Genomic DNA, 18511 nt, shown 5'->3' with positions numbered 1-18511 from the left:
GACGTGTGAACCAACATCAGCCATTCGATTCATCTTAATATTATCGTGGATAATGTCGTTCTCCCATATCCTTCTTCTCGTCGAGTAAAAAATTCATTTATAAAATATGAAAGCCAGAATCAACATGAATATTTTCACCAGTAATTCCACGAGCAAGGTCGCTGAATAGAAATAGAGCGGTATCCCCTACTTCCTCTGGAGTAGTCGTTCTACGTAATGGAGCTTTTTCTTCAATTTCTTTTAAAATCGAGTTAAAGTCACTAACGCCTTTTGCAGAAAGAGTTCGAATTGGCCCAGCTGAAATTGCATTTACTCGAATTCCATGTTTCCCAAGGTCACTTGCTAAGTATTTCACACTTGCCTCAAGAGATGCTTTTGCAACACCCATTACATTATAGTTTTCGATGACTCTCTCTCCGCCCAAATACGTCATCGTAACTATGCCCCCACCTTCTGTCATAAGACCTTTTGCTTCTTTCGCTACTGCTGTTAGAGAATACGAGCTAATATTATGAGCTAATAAAAAGCCATCGCGAGTTGTATTCATGTAATCGCCTTGAAGCTCTTCTTTATGAGCAAATGCAATACAATGGGCAACTCCATGAATCGTTCCTACCTCTTCTTTAATGGCTGCAAAACACTTGTGGACCTCTTCATCATTCGTCACATCACAAGGAAGCACTATGGAATTACCTTCCAATGTTTCAGCTAAATCACGAACACTTTTTTCTAAACGCTCTCCAGCATACGTGAAGATCAGCTTTGCTCCTGCTTGATGAAGAGAACGAGCAATCCCCCAAGCAATGCTTCGTTTATTGGCAACACCCATAACTACATACGTTTTTCCCTGTAAAGAAAGTGTCATTTTTTTTTACCCTCCATTAATTATTACAAGTTATTAGTACCTAGTACTAATATTACTATACTTTTCCGAAAAAGGGAAGCCAGCTAAGAATACTGTTTATGAGAAAAACCATTAGCGTTGATCAAAGCAATAGTTGTAATAAGAGTTGATTGAATCATAATAGTTAAGTAAGGTTACAATAAATTCTTGTGAAGTATGATTAGGTTTTAATTTGATAGCAGGGTTTAGTTACCTAGGGCTATATTAGTACTTTCGGTGGCTAACTGTTTCGGACACTGTTTCTTGTTCTTTCCCTCCCTCTAGATGTCCGAACTCTCACAGGGTTCGGACTCATTTTGTTAGTTTTCCCTCTTTGCTGTCCGAATTGACCCCTTTTTCGGACTCATTTTGTTAGTTTTCCCTCTTTGCTGTCCGAACTGCCCCCTTTTTAGGACTCATTTTCTTGATTTTCCCCCTGTGCTGTCCGAATTGACCCTTTTTCGGACTCATTTTCTTAGTTTTCCTTCTTTGCTGTCCGACCTCGCTACTTCTTCAGACTCTATTTCTCAAATCTCCCTTTTTGTCTTTCCTCACTGAATGTTGCGAACGCACCTACTAGCATTTTCTATTTTTGTTTCAACTCATTCGAAATTCGCACTCGTCTTCCTTTGGTTCTCCTCTAACTGGCTGTCCCTGTGCTTAAACACACCAAAAAGCCCACTGCATTTTAGCAGCGGGCTCATCAACCAATCTTAACACCACTCACAAAATTCTAGCTCACGTTTGAGTTCGTCAACGTACTCCTTAGAGCCAGTTACAATTAATTTATCATTAAGGTGGAGCTCTGTATCTCCGTGTGGAACGATTGAATCTTTCCCTCTAAAGATCCGAACAAAAATGACATCTCCAGTGAACGGGAATCTTCTTAGTGTCATGCCCTCGAATTGCTCGTTTAGTAGGCGAATTTCATAAAGAGCTGTTTCTTGGTTCGTTAATATGTTCATAACACTTGGTGATTCGATCAGAGCGCGTAATAATGCTTTTGTAGATAGGAATACTGAGAACACTTCAATATCTTGTTCTCGCAAACCCTCCTCCAAGTCTGGGCTTTCGATTCGACAGATGACACGTTCTACGCCTTTTTCTTTCACAGCTACAGCTAATGTAGCATTTACCTCTTCGTCACCGGTTGAGATAACTACAACATCTGCATGGAACACGTCTGTTGCTTCAAGGGTTTCTAACGTATAATCTTCAATTTCGACAATTTCAAAAAGCGAAGAAGCAATTTGTTTTTCTGCCTTTTCCTGCTTCTTATGATATAAAACAGGTACATAAAGGCCTGACTTTAATTCTCGAGATACAGGCATTGTTAATTGATTTGCACCAACAAAAGCCACCTTGATCTTTGTTTCCTCTTGAACGGGTTGAGGGAATAGCTTTTTAAAGAAAATCGGTGAGATGACACAAGTAATGACGGCAACTAGAATTAATGTACCACTCATTTCTGGTGTTATCATTTCCATCCGTTCTCCAATCGTTGCAGCTGCAATGACAAGTGACAAAGTAGATGTTAATAAGAAACCAGATGCCATAACGGTTTTCATATCAAACCAGATTTTCATTAAGTACACGGGAATAATCTTAGATAAAAACAATGCTACTAATAACAACGGAATTAACATAAGCATCTTCTTTTCACTGAAGAGAGACCAAATATCTAGATCGACCCCTACCATTACAAAGAAGATCGGAATTAAAAAGCCGTAACCAAAGGAATCAAGCTTGTGAACCATTTCTTGGTTTGGAGACAACAATGATACTAAAACCCCTGCTAAAAAGGCGCCAAGAATGTTTTCTGCTCCAACTGTCTCTGATAACGCTACAAGGAAGATGATAAGCGTGAATACGGCTCTCATTCCAATTTGAGTTGTCCCAGTCGACAATGCCTCAATGAATTTCTTATTTTTAAATCGTTTACCAACGAAATAGAGACCCACACCGACAATGAAGAGAACTAGTAATAACCATGTGTTGCCGTGACCTGTATCATAAAGAGATACGAAAACAGCTAATAAGATCATCGTAGCTAAGTCTGCAATAACCGCAATAAGTAGAATGATTTGACCTACGCTGGTTTTCATAATATGAGCTTCTTTCAACGTCGGCACAACAACCCCTAATGATATGGTTGAAATGATCAAGGTCATTAAGAAGGCATTATCAATAAAGCCAGCAAGGACAAATAAATAGGACAAGCCAAGTGAGACACCAAAAATCCCAACAAATACAATTGAAGCTACGAAGAAGGAATTTGGTTCTTGCTTGCCGTTTGGCAATTTCTCTCGTTTCTTTCCGCCTGAAAAAGCTGAGAAATCAATTTCAAGTCCACTTAAAAACATTAAAAAGATAAATCCAAGGGTTGATAACGTTTCAAGCCATACATCTTCTTGAACGAGATTAAACCCGCTTTTTCCGATAATTAATCCCATGATAATTTCAGCTACAACAACAGGAATAAAGCTTAATTTAAACCGGTGTAGGAGAATGGGTGTTAGAAATGCAATTAAGATAACAATTACGAGTGATGTAACGGAAGCTCCATGCTGTTCCATCTATTGGTTCCCCCTTTTTCTCTAAGTTAGATAGCTCATAAAGATCGTAGCCATCCCAAAATAAATTAAAATACTAATGATATCATTAATCGTTGTAATAAATGGTCCAGACGCTACAGCTGGGTCAATCTTTAATCTATGCATGAGCAAAGGAACAAGCGCTCCTGCCAGTGTCGCTACAATTAATGTAGACAGGATCGAAATGCCAACCAACATTCCTAAATATATGTCACCTTGCCATAAATAGACGACTATTGTAACAAGAATCCCGCAAGTTAATCCAGTAATAACCCCTGTGCCAGCTTCTCTTATTATTAGCTTCCCCTTGCTTTCTTTTTCTAAATCACCTGTAGCAATTCCCCTTACTGCCACGGCTAGCGCTTGTGTTCCAGTATTTCCTGCCATTCCTGCAATTAACGGGATAAAAACGGCTAATATGGCGACTTTATTCAACGTGTCTTCAAATCTTCCTATCAGACTAGCTGTGAACATTCCCAAAAACAATAAAATAATTAACCATGGCAATCGTTTGCGAGCAGCTACAAGGGGATTTCGATCAACTGTGTCCATATCTGATACGGCAGCCAATTTTGAGTAGTCATCAGAAGCTTCTTCTTCCATGACATCCATGACATCATCTACGGTTATGATACCGAGTAAATGCTTTTGAAAATCCACAACAGGTAGAGCTAAGAAGTTGTAGTCCTTCATTTTCCTAGCTACCTCTTCTTGATCTTCGCTTACAGAAACAGATAATACGCGATCATTCATGATTTCTTCGATCATCATATCATCATCCTCGATAATCAAATCTCTTAATGAAAGAACACCTACAAGCTGCTTGTCTTCATTTACCACATATACATAATAAATGGTCTCAGCACGGGGTGCTTCTTTTTTCAAAATATACATGGCAGAGCGTACAGTTTGATTGGCTGAAATGGAGATAAACTCCGTTGTCATTATACTTCCAGCAGTATATTCCTCATAATGTAATAGCTCTTTAATTTCCTTAGCTGCTTCGTCATCCATTAAGGTTAAATAGCTAACGACTTGATCTTTGTCCAGCTCGTTTAACACATCGACGGCATCATCTGCATACATATTTGCCAGCATGTCTGCAGCATACGTAGGGTTCATCGTGGCTAGAACATCTTCAATTTCTTCTTCATCAATCTCTAAGTTTTCAAATAATGAAGCCATTTCTTCGGGAGATAGGTAATGATAGATCCTAGCCCTTATGTTCTCATCCAATTCCTTAAAGAAGGAAGCTTGATCATATGGGTGCAATTCTAAGAATTCTTCACGGAAAAGATCAAAGTCTTCATTTTTTAACGATTGAAGTAGTAATGATTTATTAATGTGTTGGACTGGCGTTTGCTTTTCATTCTTTTGGTCAGTCATCTATAATTACCTCCTTCCATTTAGAAGAGCACCATGCATTTTTAAAGGTTCTCTCTCAATTGAGGCATACTTAATTCAATGAAAATTTACAAACTCTTTACAAAGCATATAGGAGTAATCGGTTAAATGATCAAGCTATGCCATCTATATAGTAAGCGTCCTTATTATACTAGCAAATCTTTGTTTTTTTGTCGTTACTATTATTTTAAATTCTATTTAAGAATAAATCATTTTTTCCCATTTAGATTAGCCCGATTTCTTTTAATTTCCCCTATTATTTGAGTTAAAAACAAACTTTGCATATAGTACTATTAGATGGATATAGGAGGATTTTAAATGAAAATCGATATAATAGGTGATATACATGGCTGTTATCATGAATTTGTCGAGTTAACCAAATTGCTCGGATATAATTGGGAACATGGTATTCCTCTTCACCCAAGTGGACGAAAGCTTGGATTTGTTGGGGACTTAACAGATAGGGGCCCTGAATCATTGAAAGTCATTCGTGCAGTATGGAGATTAGTGATTGAGTTAGATGCGGCTTATTATGTTCCTGGCAACCATTGCAACAAATTATATAGGTATTTTCTTGGAAATAAAGTTCAACTAAAACACGGCTTGGAAACAACAGCTGCTGAATATGAAGCATTATCGTCTTCGGATCAAGAAGAAATAAAAAGTATGTTTATGCAGTTATATGACAACTCTCCACTTTATCATATACTGGATGAAGATATGCTAGTCATGGCTCATGCAGGAATACGAGAGGATTACATTGGCCAACAAAGTTCGAAAGTTAAAACCTTTGTCCTTTATGGAGATATTACTGGGGAAACGCTGCCTGACGGTAGGCCTGTTCGGCGTGATTGGGCAAGTCAATATCATGGTCAAAAAATTATTGTTTATGGTCATACACCTGTACTTGATGCGAGAATTGTCAATCAAACGTATAACGTTGATACGGGAGCTGTATTTGGCAACAAGCTATCAGCATTAAGATACCCAGAGCTAGAGGTTGTTTCAGTTCCTTCAACTATGCCTTTTGTTAAAGAAAAATTCACTTATTAACTTTTCCTATTTATTAAATTTTCACTAATCCGTTCGACTACCAGGCGAAGCAGCTCCGCCTCTAGGTCATAAGCCAATTTAGAATGGAAGGCACTGAACACCTTCTATTCTAAACTGACTTAGTTTTCCTAGCCTATCCAAGGCGCACTAAGCTTTTGTCTCTTCCTTGAGTGAGAGAGTAGTGAAAAGAAACAAAGAAAGAGATGCCCTCTAACATAGAAAGCATCCCCTTGTTAGTCAACTAATATGCTCATATCCATTGGTGCTGCCGCTTGTAAGGACCATTCTTTATTCAATAACGGGTGATAAAAAGATAATTTACAACAATGCAAGGCTTGCCTAATTATCAATCTTCTATTTCCACCATAAAGATCATCTCCAAGTAAGGGGTGACCTAAATAGGATAGATGAACGCGTATTTGGTGCGTTCTCCCTGTTTCTAGGCTTAGCTCTACTAATGAATAACCTTTAAACCTTCGTAGCACCCGATAGTGCGTGCATGCATACTGACCGTCAGTCCTTACCTCCCGCTCAATAATGCTGTCTTCCTTTCGACCAATAGGAGCTACTATCCTTCCTGAATGGTCTAGGTTAGATCCTTCTACAATTGCATGATAGAATCGTTTTACATTGCCAAGCTTTTGCTGTTTACTTAATAAATGATGGACGTAACGATGCTTAGCAATTAGAACAAGCCCTGATGTATCCCTGTCAAGCCTAGTAACAATATGCGCCGTAGCTGTCAAATTAATCTGTCCGTAATAGCCAACTATGGCATTCGCTAGGCTTCCAGTTGGATGTTCACGAGAAGGAATGGTATTCATCCCAGCAGGCTTATTGACAACTAGAACATATTCATCCTCATAGACGATATCGATTGGAATCTGTTCTCCTTGAGCAGAGGAACTAGGAAGCTCAACTGGAAATACTACTTCTAGTCGGTCTCCTTCCTTTAACATATATCTAACAGTTACTTCTTGCTGATTGACTAGAATTTTCCCACCAGAAAATTTAATATCAGTCAAAGCAGTCTTTGAAATGTCATGACTCTTTAAATATTCTCTAACAAGGATTCCTTCCTCTTCGTTTGATATATTCCATGTAAGGGTAAAAGCGGACATCCAAATATCTCCTATCTTTAAATAAGGCTTTTGCTAAGAAAAATAGATTCAGAAGAAGGGTTTCCTTTTCTTTTGCTCCATTCATGACTTCTGAGTATACTTCTTTAGAATTGAGCCTTCTTAAATTAATCAGATATAAAGGAGTCTGTAACTCTCTTCCAAAATGGGAAAGGTCTAAACCTAGCAAAGCGAATCCTTTCATCAGCCACTCGAAATTGAATAGATTTTACATCTTTATGTAATAATGTCAAATGATCAATCGTAATTTGAAAATCGGAACGGTTCACAGGTTTTAACATACACGTATGATGGGCTGGTAGAATTAACGGCGAACCGATTGTTCTGAACACCTTATTATTTATTGAAGCCATTTCTGCTAGCTGAAGCGCTTGAAGGGATGGATGAAGAATCGCTCCCCCTAATGCCTTATTATAAGCTGTACTTCCTGAAGGAGTAGAAACACAAAGTCCGTCTCCGCGAAAACGTTCAAATTGGGAGCCACGAATTTCAACATCCATGACAAGTGTCCCTTCCACGCTTTTCACCGTCGATTCATTAAGCGCAAGATACCTTGTTTCCTTTCCACCATGCTGATAACGAATAATGCCCTCTAATAGTGGATATTCAATTACCTGATAAGGTGTCTTCGCAATGGCAATGACGAGTTTCTCCATTTCTTCTGGTACCCAATCAGCATAAAAACCTAAATGACCAGTGTGAATTCCTACAAAGGCTGTTTTATCTAATCGGCTGCTGTAGCGATGAAAGGCATAGAGCAATGTACCATCTCCACCAATTGAAACGACAATATCTGGTTGGTCTTCATCATAAACTAAATCAAAATCAAGGAGATAGGTTCTCATTTTATGCATAAGGGTGTTTGACTTTGAATCTCCCTTAGAGGTAATTGCAAATCTCATTGGTAACAAACTCCTCTATAATCATTTTGCTTCCCCAACTTCTGTTTGCTAATTTTTTCGATCCTGCTGCTGTTCTTTTTTCTTTGAAAAAAACGCTTGTGCCTCTTGAATTTCTCCTCGAATTAACGACATTTCCTCGTCCAGACGAAAAGCAGCTTCAGCAGCTCGCTGCAAACGAATACGGATATCTTCAGGAAATTGCCCACTATACTTATAATTCAGTGAATGCTCAATCGTTGCCCAAAAATTCATCGCTAGTGTGCGAATTTGAATTTCAACAAGAAGCTTTTTCTCTCCTTGAATCGTTTGTACCGGGTATCGGATTACTACATGGTAAGATCGATAACCACTTGCTTTCTTATGAGAAATATAATCTCTTTCTTCTACGATCTCAAAGTCATTTCGAATGCGTAAAAGCTCAACTACTGGTTTAATATCGTCAACAAATTGACACATCATTCGTAGGCCTGCAATATCTTGCATCTCTACTTCTAGCTTATCCAAAGGAATGTCTTTTTGATTTGCTTTATCTAATATACTTGCAATCGGCTTCACTCTGCCTGTGACAAATTCAATTGGAGAATGAGAAGACTTCATTTCGAATTGCCCTCTCATTCCTTTTAGCTTCACCTTTAGCTCTTCAACGGCCTGCTTATAAGGAGCCAAAAATTGATCCCAATGCTTCAAGTTCATCACCTCATCCGTTGTCTCTTCTCTTATCTTCTAGTGGATGATGATTGTTCGCTAAAAAGTATTCTCAACCTTCGCGACCATTTCCTCTCCGTAATTACTGTTTCCTTTAATATTTTCGATTAAATAGCTTAGTTCCTCATGAAAATCACTTAATTCTAACCGCTCAGTTTCATGGACTATCACTACAGGTAGTTCTAGATCTAGAGCGCTTTTCAAATCACTCCAAACCGCTTCTGTCAATGATATATATATATAGTCATCATTTTGCTCAGTTATGTAAACAAAGGAAAATTGATCGGAATCAACAAGCATTTTTCCTGTTGCGGTTAAGTTTTCGATTGGATCATTCGTGATTAATTGAACTTCTGTATTTTCGATTTGAATCGATTTGGTCATTTGTCTTTTTTGTCTCATATTTTCAACCTCCATACTCTTCCCTATTTTATCATAATTGAACAAATTATCCTAAACATTGCAGTTTTTCAAACCGAAAGAGATAATATAGCTGATGATATTTGTAGAAAGGAGAATTCCCTTTGTCACAGAATATTGAGATTGAATTTAAAAACATGCTTACAAAAGAGGAATTCCTTAAGCTAGTACAGGCATTTTCCGTCAGACCCGAACAATTTATTAGTCAGGAAAACCACTATTTCGATACGAATCAATTCGATTTGAAAGAATCCGGATGCGCCTTAAGAATTAGGCAAAAGGGATCTCACTTAGAAATGACATTGAAGCAGCCCGCAACAGAAGGCTTGCTTGAAACAAATCAGTCTTTAACAGTAGAAGAAGCGGAAAATATGGTAAGAGGCGGTTCGCTTCCTGATGGCCATATTTCGGAACTAATTCTTGAGATGAACATAGATATTCAAAAGCTTGCTTATTTCGGATCTCTAACTACGATACGTGCTGAGATCGAATACCTTAATGGCTTGCTTGTTCTCGATCATAGTTTCTATTTAAATAAAGAAGATTATGAGGTAGAATACGAAGTAAGTGATTATCAGACTGGCTTTCAGCATTTCACTAATTTACTGACCAATTTACACATACCCATTCGAAAAACAAAAAATAAAATCCGCCGTTTTTATCTTGAAAAATACAACCAAATGAACTTAGAGAGTTAGGGGATTGGAAATGAATATCAACCAACTAAAAGTAATGTTAGAGTTACAAGCTCTTCAGAATTTTAGCCAGACCTCTTCTTCTGGATCGACATCTTCACAGGAATCCATGTTTGGACAGCTTTTAAACCAATTGTTAGTGACAAAGGATGCTTCCTCTTCCATAACGAATGAATCCAATCATTTTGAGTCATTGCCGATTCAAAAAACGACTACTCTACCACCAATGAGCTTCACTAAGCTTACTAGAAGTCCTTCCGATTTCGATTCTATTATTCAAGAGGCTGCAGAGAAATATCGTTTGCCTGTTGATTTAATTCGTTCAGTCATTAAACAGGAATCCAATTTCAATCCTAATGCAACTAGCCATGCTGGTGCTTCCGGTTTAATGCAGTTAATGCCTGACACAGCAAGAGGCTTAGGTGTTACTAACGTATTTGATCCAAGACAGAATATCTTTGGAGGAAGCAAATATTTAAGACAAATGCTAGACAAATACAATGGAAATATTCAATTAGCACTAGCTGCTTACAATGCTGGTCCAGGAAACGTTGATAAATATGGGGGAATTCCTCCATTTAAAGAAACACAAAATTACGTGCAAAAGGTCACCGGCACATTATTAGCGTAGTTACTTGTAAATCCGTCTGTTGAATCGAGACAGACGGATTTTTTTGCATGTAGAGGCAAACAATATTCTCGAAGTTATTCATTTAGTATCGTTACGAAGACCTAAGACATCCAATTGTATCCTTCTCTGCTGAAAGCTATTTGTTTGAGATATCCTCAAGCCACTGGTAAAATAAAAGCAATTATATGAGGGAAATATGTATCCCTAACTTACGAATAGGTAAAATACATCATCTGTTTACCAATGTAAAATGAAAAAATTTATAAAGGAGTTCCCTAAGATGGTTAACCATACACCTTACGAATTAATTGGGGAGGATACGCTAACTCAATTAGTTGACACTTTTTATTTGAAGGTTGGACAACATCCGAAGCTAGCTCCTATTTTTCCAAAGGAATTATCGGAAACAGCACGTAAACAAAAACAATTTTTAACACAGTATTTAGGCGGCCCACCAATTTACACATCCGAACACGGCCATCCTATGTTAAGAGCTCGACACATGCCATTTGAAATTACTGAATCTAGAGCAAAAGCTTGGATTACATGTATGTCAGAAGCAATGGATGAGGTTGGGCTAGAAGGTCCGATAAGAGAAGATTTTTTTTCAAGACTTGTCCTAACTGCTCAGCATATGATTAATACTCCGGAAAATGAAGATTTGAAAGGTGAGAGCACGTGAGGGAGAATGAAACATATCAACCAAAAATGAACTCTAGTCATCATTGTCACGGATCAGAAAAGAAACCCATTGAGATTTATATGTTTATCGACCCCTTATGTCCTGAATGTTGGGCTCTTGAACCCATCATAAAAAAGTTACAAATCGAATACGGAAGATATTTCTCCATCAAGCATGTTGTAAGTGGTTCGATTGCCACTTTGAACCTTGGTAAAAAGCAATGCTATGAAAACATAGCGGACCTATGGGAAAGAACCGCTAGTCGGTCAGGAATGTCCTGTGATGGCAGCCTATGGACTGAAAATCCAGTCTCGTCTCCCCACCTTGCATCAATTGCTATAAAAGCGGCAGAGCTGCAAGGAAGAAAATCGGCCATTCGCTTCCTAAGAAAGCTACAAGAAGTGCTTTTTCTTGAGAAGCAAAACATATCTGAACTTGACGTGTTAAAGGAGTGCGCAGCTGAAGTTGGCCTTGATGTGAAGGAATTTATTAATGATATCCACTCAGAAAGTGCAGCGAAAGCTTTTCAATGCGACTTAAAGATTACTTCTGAGATGGAAGTAGATGAAATCCCAACTCTTGTCTTTTTTAATCAAAACATCGAAGAAGAGGGGATTAAAATTACTGGATATTATCCTTATGAAGTGTACGTACAGATTCTAGAACAAATGCTTCAAGATAAGCCAGATAAGCTTGATCCACCTCCTCTAGAAGTATTTCTTCAGTACTTTAAGTTAGTTGCAACAAAAGAAATTGCTGTAGTATACAACATGGCTATCAACGAGGTCGAACGTGAAATGAAAAAACTACAGCTCAAGCAAAAGGTAGAACAAGTACCAGTGAAGTTCGGCATGTTTTGGCGCTATAATGATTAATTAGCAATGTTAACACAAGCAATAAGACTATAGACACTCAACGAAGCTATTCTATGAGTATCTATAGTCTTTTTTTCTAGATGGATGTTCATTTCATCCTTAGAAACTTCACTGGTAAGCAGCCCAGCCTTATTGAATTTTTTCAAGAAAATGAAAAAGACCCTGCAAGCTTCCGACATTGCAAGGCCTTTTCCTATTTAAATTTACGAACAAAGGGGATGGGAGAAATTTTTCACGGTCAAACAAAGGGGTATATGTTTGCTTGTGAACAACTTCACATCTGTAATATATCACGAATAAATTAGGACTGACAATAACTTTGTGTGTTATTTCACAATATTGTCAAAATCCCCTCATATTTTTCGGACAAATACATATATATGAAGTGCAAAGCTAATTCTAATCTATGCTGGAGGATGCGAATGATGAAAAGTCTCCCTTTTCTGCTAATGATCATCTTAATAATCTTCTCTTTTTTTCTTCATGTATTAGGGTTAATGAATTTGATCCCCCTATACATTAGCTCTCCTGTTTTATTTTTTTCCTTCCTCGTATTTTTTTCTTATCTAAATAGCCGTAACAAATTTAAAGGTTTCTAACAATTCGTCCTAACTTAGATGGTCTTTATCTAAGTCTTAGGTCTAATTACAGGTTAAGCCTGCAGATTGTTTCCACTTATCTAAGGTTAAGATTATAATTAGATTAAGAATTAATTAGCTTTGTTTAACCTTATTAAAATATGTTTCAAGGTGAATGAAGATTAATTTCATTGGTGCCCCCCCGTACCATTAGAGAATCGTTCATTCTTCCTCTTACTCATTAGATAATAAGGTGAACAAAGCTAATATTTTAAGGGGAATCAAATGTTGATACGGAAGAAAAAACAATGGGCAGGAGAAACTCTTATTCACTTGGGTTTATCAGCTATTATGATTGGGACGCTATTATCTTTCATGCCCACACTTCTAACAGCTAATAAATTGTTATTTATTCTTTCCATCTTTGCATTATTATTTGTCGACTTATACCTAATAGCATCTCGGAAATATCATTATCTAAAGATTGTACGAAAAATCCTGCTAGTATTGTCTTTTATTGTTTTCGGAGGTATAGTCATTTATTATCTATCTAGCTTTATTGTTTATTCAGACCAGCATGGAATGGAACAGGTTTTAAGAGATCATGCGTCTGTTGCCAAATGGATTTTTGCGCTAGTATGTTTCCTACAGCCCATTATATTACCACTTCCAGAAGCAGTTACAGTTCCAGCTGGTAGCGTTGTATTAGGTTCTCTTATGGCTACATTAATCAGTTTTGTTAGTACTACGCTTGGGATTCTTGTAATGTTCTTGATTGCAAGGTATGGTGGACAAAAGCTTGCATTAAAGTTAGTGAAAGAAAAACAATTACGCAAATATCAGTTATTTGTGAGTAAAAATGAAACTGTCATCCTAACTTTACTTTTTATCATCCCCATTTTACCTGATGAAATTATTTCAGTAGGTGCAGGGATCAGCAAAGTATCTTTCAAAAAATTCATAATTATCTCAGCGATATCTAAGCTCATTACCTCATCATTATTATCCTATTCTATCGAGCTTGCTAAATTCTTATCATTAACCCCTTCACAATTTGTAATGACTATTTCACTAGGTATCGCCTCGGTATTTCTTGTTTCTTTTTATATTCAAAAACGACTATCTCATCAAAATGAAAAAAACAACGCCTAGAATTTCACATTCAAAGCGTTGTTTTTTTATTATTTAGTCAGTAAGCCTTCTAACTCTGTTAATTTCTCTTCAAATACTTTTAATGCATCTTCAATCGGTTGCTTACTAGTCATGTCGACGCCTGCTTTTTTCAAGACTTCGATCGGATAGTCAGAGCTTCCAGCTTTTAAAAACTCTAAATAACGGTCAACTGCTGGCTGCCCTTCTTCGAGGATTTGTTTGCTTAATGCAGTTGCTGCACTAAACCCAGTTGCATATTGATATACGTAGTAGTTGTAATAGAAATGAGGTATTCTTGACCACTCTAGCCCAATTTCCTTGTCTACTACGATATCCTCTTCTCCGAAATACTTTTTATTTAGAGCAAAGTATTCTTTTGTGAAGAAATCAGCTGTTAAGGCTTCATTCTCCTGTGCCTTTTTATGAATTAAGTGCTCGAATTCAGCAAACATAGTTTGCCGGAATACCGTCCCTCTAAATCCTTCTAAATAGTGGTTTAACAAGTAAATACGCTTCTGTTCATCATCAATGGTCTTTAATAAGAAATCATTCAACAATGCTTCATTGCATGTCGAAGCAACTTCTGCCACAAAAATTGAATAATTTCCGTATGGGTAAGGCTGTGTTTTTCTCGTGTAATAACTGTGAACAGAATGACCAAATTCATGAGCAAGCGTAAATAAGTTATTTACATTGTCCTGCCAGTTCATTAAGATATATGGATTCGTTCCATAAGCCCCGGACGAATAGGCTCCACTACGTTTCCCCTTATTCTCTTGCACGTCTACCCAGCGATTTGCAAATCCTTCACTTAAGACATTTTGATAATCTTCGCCGAGTGGTGCTAACCCTTTTAAAATAAGCTCCTTCGCTTCCTCGTATTTCACTTCCATCTTTACGTCTTTAACGAGCGGGGTATAAAGGTCATACATATGTACTTCCTCTAAGCCCAATACTTTCTTGCGAAGCTTTACATAACGTTGCAATAAATGCAGATGCTCATTCACAACGGTTACTAGGTTTTCATAGACGCTCTCTGGAATATTATTGGCAGCAAGTGCAGCGTGACGAGCTGACTGATAGTTCCGAACACGTGCGTTAAAATTGTCTTTTTTCACGTTTCCACTTAATGTACTAGAGAAGGTGTTTCGATATTTACCATACGTTTCGTATACTGCCTTAAAAGCATCGTGGCGGACCCGCTGATCTTCACTTTCAAGAAAACGAGTATATCGCCCATGTGTGACCTCAACTTCCTCCCCATTTTCATCCTTGATCGTAGGGAACTCAAGATCCGCATTATTTAACATCCCAAATGTGTTACTTGAGCTATTTAATACTTCAGATGCCTCCGCAAGTAATGCCTCTTGCTCTGCAGATAATACATGGGGTCTTTGTAGATTGATTTCTTGTAATGCCTGTTCATATAACTTGAGCTCTTCCTTTTCCCTAAGAAACCCTTGAATTTTCTGCTCATCTACCGCTAAGATTTCTGGAACAATAAAAGCCAGAGCACTCGCAACCTGAGAGTATAGGTTTTTGATTCGATCATCTAGCCCTTGGTAATAGGAATTCGTCGTATCCTGATCATAACGCATATGGGAATATGTATACAACTTTCCAATTCGAGCAGATATCTCATCTTGATACTGTAATGCAGCATAAAGGGTATCTGCGCTATCTCCTAATTTCCCTTGGAATGCTACCCCACCTGGAATGAGAGCTTTCACCTCTTCATACTCTTTCTCCCATGCTTCATCACTTTCAAAAACATCCTCTAATCTCCAAGTATCTTCTACAGGAATCTCACTTCTCAGAGGAAGTTTTTTTACTGCTGTTTCATTTGTCATAATAACCCTCCATTCATCATTTCGGAATCCGAAAAGCTTACTAAGTAGATTCTATTTTAATAGCTAAAATTCCTGCTAAACAATAGCTATTTTATGTTCCATCTTACTATTTCATTAATCTTTTTCCTAACAAATTGCTATAGCTTTCATAAAATTCTTTCGACACTTTTGAAAATTCATCACTTGAAACAGGGCTATTCATTTCTTTGACTACTTGAAAACTTGATGTTCCTACTTTCTTTAAGTAACCCAATTCACAAATTAAACAAAGATAATCCATAACCGCAAGAGAGGCATTTCCTTCCATAACTAAAGGAAGCACTCTAAGTCTAATTTGCCGCTTTCTTACTCTTATTTTGAAAGACTGATATGCTTGTTGGAATGTGACTATTTGGCCTTTTAGACGATGTTGAAATACATCTAGATAGAGGTATGCTTGCCAAACTATCGGGGATGTTTCAATAAAGAAAGCAAATGTGACAGGGAGCCCAATTACTGCAGGTAGTAAATGAAATGGGAGGTGATTTTGGTACAATTCCATTAATATTGGGTCTTTTCTTCTTCCTTGAAAATAGCTATATTCCCGCTTATATTTCTCTACCATTTCTCGCCATGAATTTTCCAGAGGAGACGGTTGATGGATATGAGAAACAATCTTTAAGACGGTAAGTGCCGATAGAGCATAGATGGAAAGGGATAGAAGCGCTTTAGTTGTTGAGATAGGATGAGGATTTTGGAGAAATATAAGGCGGGTTGTGCTTGGACAGTAATATGGAATATGAAAGTCCCCTCTGTCAGAAAGAAATAGATAATCGAATCCAGATAGAGAAACCGTATTTGCACTCTTTCGTTTTAGACGATTACCACCCAAAATCCATACCGGAGTAATTCCTTGTTGCTGATATTGTTCAGTCCGTTTAATAAATATTTCTTCAGGAATTGTTGAGCATTGGAATTCTACTGCATAGAGCTTTGTACCATATGAAAAACAAATATCTGGTCTTTGCTTAATGGTATGGAAATACGGTTCAAGAGTTGGCTTAACACCCGTTTGCTCAAGCGCATCAAACAATTGAAGCTTCCCTAGCATATGATATTCTGATTCACGTTCAAAGTGTTCTAAACAATTGGTAGCTTTCTGATGGGCAAAATGAGGAATTTTTTTCCTCCCAATCTTTAAATATAATGCACCTCCACAAACAGGGCAATGAAAACTCTCTTGTCTCTTCAACTCAGTGAGCTGAAATCGAGACAAATGAACACCAAGCCGAATCGCATCACCATTTTTATTAATAGCTGTAAGCAACATCAATATCCTCCTTTTCATTTTTCTAATACTATTCGGCTTCATAGAGTGAAATCCTGTCTTTAATTTGTGAATTTTTCTTGCACAAAAAAAAGAAGACCATCACTCATTGACGGCCTTTCACAGCTTATAATAATGGAGAGAGTAACCTTGAAGTTGATTCGAGGATCCTCAACCCGATATGTCTATTATTAAAATCGGTTAGATTTATTTCTTTTGATTCTTCTAGATCGTTTAAGTATTCTGTCACTAGCTTTTGCGTACTTCTTGTTCGGAATAAGAACGCATTCACTTCAAAGTTTAAATGAAAGCTCCTCATATCCATATTAGATGTGCCAATTGATGCTAGCTCATCATCCACAATGATGATTTTGCTATGCATGAAGCCTTTTTCGTACTCATACACTTTCACACCTGCTTCGAGAAGCTCAGGGAAATACGACCTGGAAGCATGAAACACAATCCGTTTATCAGGTTTTTTCGGCACTAAAATTCGAACATCGATACCACTTAAAGCTGCAATTTTAATCGCTGAAAATATATCTTCATCAGGGATAAAATAAGGTGATGCTATCCAAACGGATTTCTCAGCGGAAGTAATCATAGAAAAGAAAATATTTTTGATGACACTCCATTCATTATCTGGTCCCCCTGCAATAAGCTGGACTCCCCCATGTATATTTTCCTCAAGAATAGGCGATAAATATTCGGCTGTCAGCAAGCTTTGATTGGACATGTAATACCAATCCTGTAGAAAAATTAGCTGTAATGATCGAACAGCTTCACCTTTTAGTTCGAGATGGGTATCTCTCCAAAACCCAAATTGTTCTACTCGACCTAAATACTCATCTCCAATATTTAATCCGCCTACAAATCCTACAGAACCATCGATGACGATAATCTTACGGTGATTTCGAAAATTGAATTTGCTGTTTAACACTGGCAGCTTTACAGGACCAAACGCAACTACCTCTACTCCACCTGCTCTCAGTTCTTCTATATAGCCTTTAGATAGCTTCCATGAACCAACAGCATCATATAGAAAGCGAACCTTTACTCCTGATTTTGCCTTTTCTATTAATAAGTCTTTTATTTGATTACCTATCTCGTCATGGCGAACAATATAATATTCGATATGTATATGATGGATGGCATTTTTTAGCGCTGTTAAAATAGCATCAAACGTTTCTTCCCCATTCGTTAATACCTTAGTAGAAGTAGCAAATGATATGGGACTATTCCCTAAATTTTGAGCCAAATAGAAGAGTTTACGTTGATGATTCTCCATTTGTTCCATCTTTTTTCGACTAACAGGATCCACTTCTCCTTCAATTTGCATAAATGCTTGCTTATCAAGGAAGTATTTCTTACGGAACATCTTTTCCTTCCGATAGTTTCGACCGAATAATAAATAAAAGATAAACCCTACTAAAGGAAAACTTCCTAAAACAATCAACCAAGTTAATGTTTGTGTCGGGTGCCTGTTCTCAAAGAAAATGACAAACCCAATAATAATTACGGTTAAGGAAATGAGAATACTTAATAAGCCAAAGAAGCTTACATGAATGATATCATCTAAAAAATACATAACAGCAAAAATAATGGCTGTAAATATGATTACCTGAACGGTATTTTTCAACTC

17 protein-coding genes are annotated in these 18511 nt (G+C 37.4%); 7 read left to right on the top strand and 10 right to left on the bottom strand.

Annotated elements, in window-relative coordinates; all coding sequences use genetic code 11:
• Window positions 1-97: 97 nt before the first annotated feature.
• The 3 genes from fabI to mgtE all read right to left on the bottom strand — a co-directional run bounded on the left by fabI (window position 98) and on the right by mgtE (window position 4863).
• Window positions 98-865 carry an enoyl-ACP reductase FabI gene (fabI, locus tag LS684_RS06250; protein WP_233810756.1) on the bottom strand — a complete coding sequence of 256 codons (768 nt, stop codon included), beginning with the start codon at window positions 863-865 and terminating at the stop codon, window positions 98-100.
• A gap of 731 nt (window positions 866-1596) precedes the next feature.
• Window positions 1597-3459, bottom strand: a complete 1863-nt coding sequence (locus tag LS684_RS06245; protein ID WP_233810755.1) for a monovalent cation:proton antiporter family protein — start codon at window positions 3457-3459, stop codon at window positions 1597-1599.
• Between the two features lie 21 nt (window positions 3460-3480).
• Complete coding sequence (mgtE, locus tag LS684_RS06240; protein ID WP_233810754.1) at window positions 3481-4863, bottom strand: magnesium transporter; 1383 nt, start codon at window positions 4861-4863, stop codon at window positions 3481-3483.
• Window positions 4864-5199: 336 nt separating this feature from the next.
• Here mgtE and prpE point away from each other — a divergent pair, with 336 nt between their 5' ends.
• Window positions 5200-5934, top strand: a complete 735-nt coding sequence (gene prpE, locus LS684_RS06235; protein ID WP_233810753.1) for a bis(5'-nucleosyl)-tetraphosphatase PrpE — start codon at window positions 5200-5202, stop codon at window positions 5932-5934.
• A 233-nt stretch (window positions 5935-6167) separates the two neighbouring features.
• On the opposite strand, the gene LS684_RS06230 is transcribed toward prpE, so the two are convergent.
• From LS684_RS06230 to LS684_RS06215, 4 genes are all read right to left on the bottom strand, one after another.
• A complete protein-coding gene (locus LS684_RS06230; protein WP_233810752.1) occupies window positions 6168-7055 on the bottom strand; it encodes an RluA family pseudouridine synthase in 888 nt (295 codons plus the stop codon).
• Between the two features lie 125 nt (window positions 7056-7180).
• A complete protein-coding gene (locus tag LS684_RS06225) occupies window positions 7181-7975 on the bottom strand; it encodes an NAD kinase (RefSeq protein WP_233810751.1) in 795 nt (264 codons plus the stop codon).
• 48 nt (window positions 7976-8023) lie between these two features.
• Window positions 8024-8662 (bottom strand): GTP diphosphokinase, encoded by a 639-nt coding sequence (gene yjbM / locus LS684_RS06220; RefSeq protein ID WP_284701581.1) that lies wholly within the window; start codon window positions 8660-8662, stop codon window positions 8024-8026.
• Window positions 8663-8719: 57 nt separating this feature from the next.
• The gene (locus LS684_RS06215; protein ID WP_233810749.1) at window positions 8720-9082 is read right to left on the bottom strand and encodes a UPF0738 family protein; all 363 of its coding nucleotides are present in this window, start codon (window positions 9080-9082) and stop codon (window positions 8720-8722) included.
• A 122-nt stretch (window positions 9083-9204) separates the two neighbouring features.
• Here LS684_RS06215 and LS684_RS06210 point away from each other — a divergent pair, with 122 nt between their 5' ends.
• The 6 genes from LS684_RS06210 (at window position 9205) to LS684_RS06190 (ending at window position 13713) form a co-directional block, all read left to right on the top strand.
• Window positions 9205-9798 carry a CYTH domain-containing protein gene (locus LS684_RS06210; RefSeq protein WP_233810748.1) on the top strand — a complete coding sequence of 198 codons (594 nt, stop codon included), beginning with the start codon at window positions 9205-9207 and terminating at the stop codon, window positions 9796-9798.
• Between the two features lie 10 nt (window positions 9799-9808).
• Window positions 9809-10426 (top strand): lytic transglycosylase domain-containing protein, encoded by a 618-nt coding sequence (locus LS684_RS06205; RefSeq protein WP_233810747.1) that lies wholly within the window; start codon window positions 9809-9811, stop codon window positions 10424-10426.
• Between the two features lie 280 nt (window positions 10427-10706).
• The gene (locus LS684_RS06200) at window positions 10707-11108 is read left to right on the top strand and encodes a globin domain-containing protein (protein ID WP_233810746.1); all 402 of its coding nucleotides are present in this window, start codon (window positions 10707-10709) and stop codon (window positions 11106-11108) included.
• A 26-nt stretch (window positions 11109-11134) separates the two neighbouring features.
• Entirely contained in the window at window positions 11135-11983 is an 849-nt protein-coding gene (locus tag LS684_RS06195; protein WP_233811556.1) for a ClpXP adapter SpxH family protein, read from the top strand.
• A 380-nt stretch (window positions 11984-12363) separates the two neighbouring features.
• Window positions 12364-12582 (top strand): hypothetical protein, encoded by a 219-nt coding sequence (locus LS684_RS24390; protein WP_489886017.1) that lies wholly within the window; start codon window positions 12364-12366, stop codon window positions 12580-12582.
• 264 nt (window positions 12583-12846) lie between these two features.
• Window positions 12847-13713: a TVP38/TMEM64 family protein gene (locus tag LS684_RS06190; RefSeq protein ID WP_233810745.1), complete on the top strand. Its 867-nt coding sequence runs from the start codon at window positions 12847-12849 to the stop codon at window positions 13711-13713.
• A 29-nt stretch (window positions 13714-13742) separates the two neighbouring features.
• Here LS684_RS06190 and pepF read toward each other — a convergent pair whose 3' ends face one another.
• The 3 genes from pepF to cls form a co-directional block, all read right to left on the bottom strand.
• Complete coding sequence (pepF, locus tag LS684_RS06185; protein WP_233810744.1) at window positions 13743-15563, bottom strand: oligoendopeptidase F; 1821 nt, start codon at window positions 15561-15563, stop codon at window positions 13743-13745.
• Between the two features lie 106 nt (window positions 15564-15669).
• Window positions 15670-16872 (bottom strand): competence protein CoiA, encoded by a 1203-nt coding sequence (locus LS684_RS06180; protein WP_233810743.1) that lies wholly within the window; start codon window positions 16870-16872, stop codon window positions 15670-15672.
• Between the two features lie 124 nt (window positions 16873-16996).
• A complete protein-coding gene (gene cls, locus LS684_RS06175) occupies window positions 16997-18508 on the bottom strand; it encodes a cardiolipin synthase (RefSeq protein ID WP_233810742.1) in 1512 nt (503 codons plus the stop codon).
• Window positions 18509-18511 lie beyond the last annotated feature (3 nt).

It is taken from the genome of Cytobacillus spongiae (genome assembly GCF_021390075.1).
This window is presented reverse-complemented; position numbering and strand designations above follow the sequence as displayed.

Excerpts from the sequence above, each read along its gene's own strand:
- LS684_RS06195 (WP_233811556.1), top strand. The coding sequence starts at position 11,135 with ATGAACTCTAGTCATCATTGTCACGGATCAGAAAAGAAACCCATTGAG.
- fabI (WP_233810756.1), bottom strand. The coding sequence starts at position 865 with ATGACACTTTCTTTACAGGGAAAAACGTATGTAGTTATGGGTGTTGCC.
- LS684_RS06205 (WP_233810747.1), top strand. The coding sequence starts at position 9,809 with ATGAATATCAACCAACTAAAAGTAATGTTAGAGTTACAAGCTCTTCAG.
- LS684_RS06225 (WP_233810751.1), bottom strand. The coding sequence starts at position 7,975 with ATGAGATTTGCAATTACCTCTAAGGGAGATTCAAAGTCAAACACCCTT.
- LS684_RS06245 (WP_233810755.1), bottom strand. The coding sequence starts at position 3,459 with ATGGAACAGCATGGAGCTTCCGTTACATCACTCGTAATTGTTATCTTA.
- LS684_RS06190 (WP_233810745.1), top strand. The coding sequence starts at position 12,847 with ATGTTGATACGGAAGAAAAAACAATGGGCAGGAGAAACTCTTATTCAC.
- LS684_RS06215 (WP_233810749.1), bottom strand. The coding sequence starts at position 9,082 with ATGAGACAAAAAAGACAAATGACCAAATCGATTCAAATCGAAAATACA.
- LS684_RS24390 (WP_489886017.1), top strand. The coding sequence starts at position 12,364 with ATGAAGTGCAAAGCTAATTCTAATCTATGCTGGAGGATGCGAATGATG.
- LS684_RS06200 (WP_233810746.1), top strand. The coding sequence starts at position 10,707 with ATGGTTAACCATACACCTTACGAATTAATTGGGGAGGATACGCTAACT.
- LS684_RS06230 (WP_233810752.1), bottom strand. The coding sequence starts at position 7,055 with ATGTCCGCTTTTACCCTTACATGGAATATATCAAACGAAGAGGAAGGA.
- pepF (WP_233810744.1), bottom strand. The coding sequence starts at position 15,563 with ATGACAAATGAAACAGCAGTAAAAAAACTTCCTCTGAGAAGTGAGATT.
- mgtE (WP_233810754.1), bottom strand. The coding sequence starts at position 4,863 with ATGACTGACCAAAAGAATGAAAAGCAAACGCCAGTCCAACACATTAAT.
- prpE (WP_233810753.1), top strand. The coding sequence starts at position 5,200 with ATGAAAATCGATATAATAGGTGATATACATGGCTGTTATCATGAATTT.
- LS684_RS06180 (WP_233810743.1), bottom strand. The coding sequence starts at position 16,872 with ATGTTGCTTACAGCTATTAATAAAAATGGTGATGCGATTCGGCTTGGT.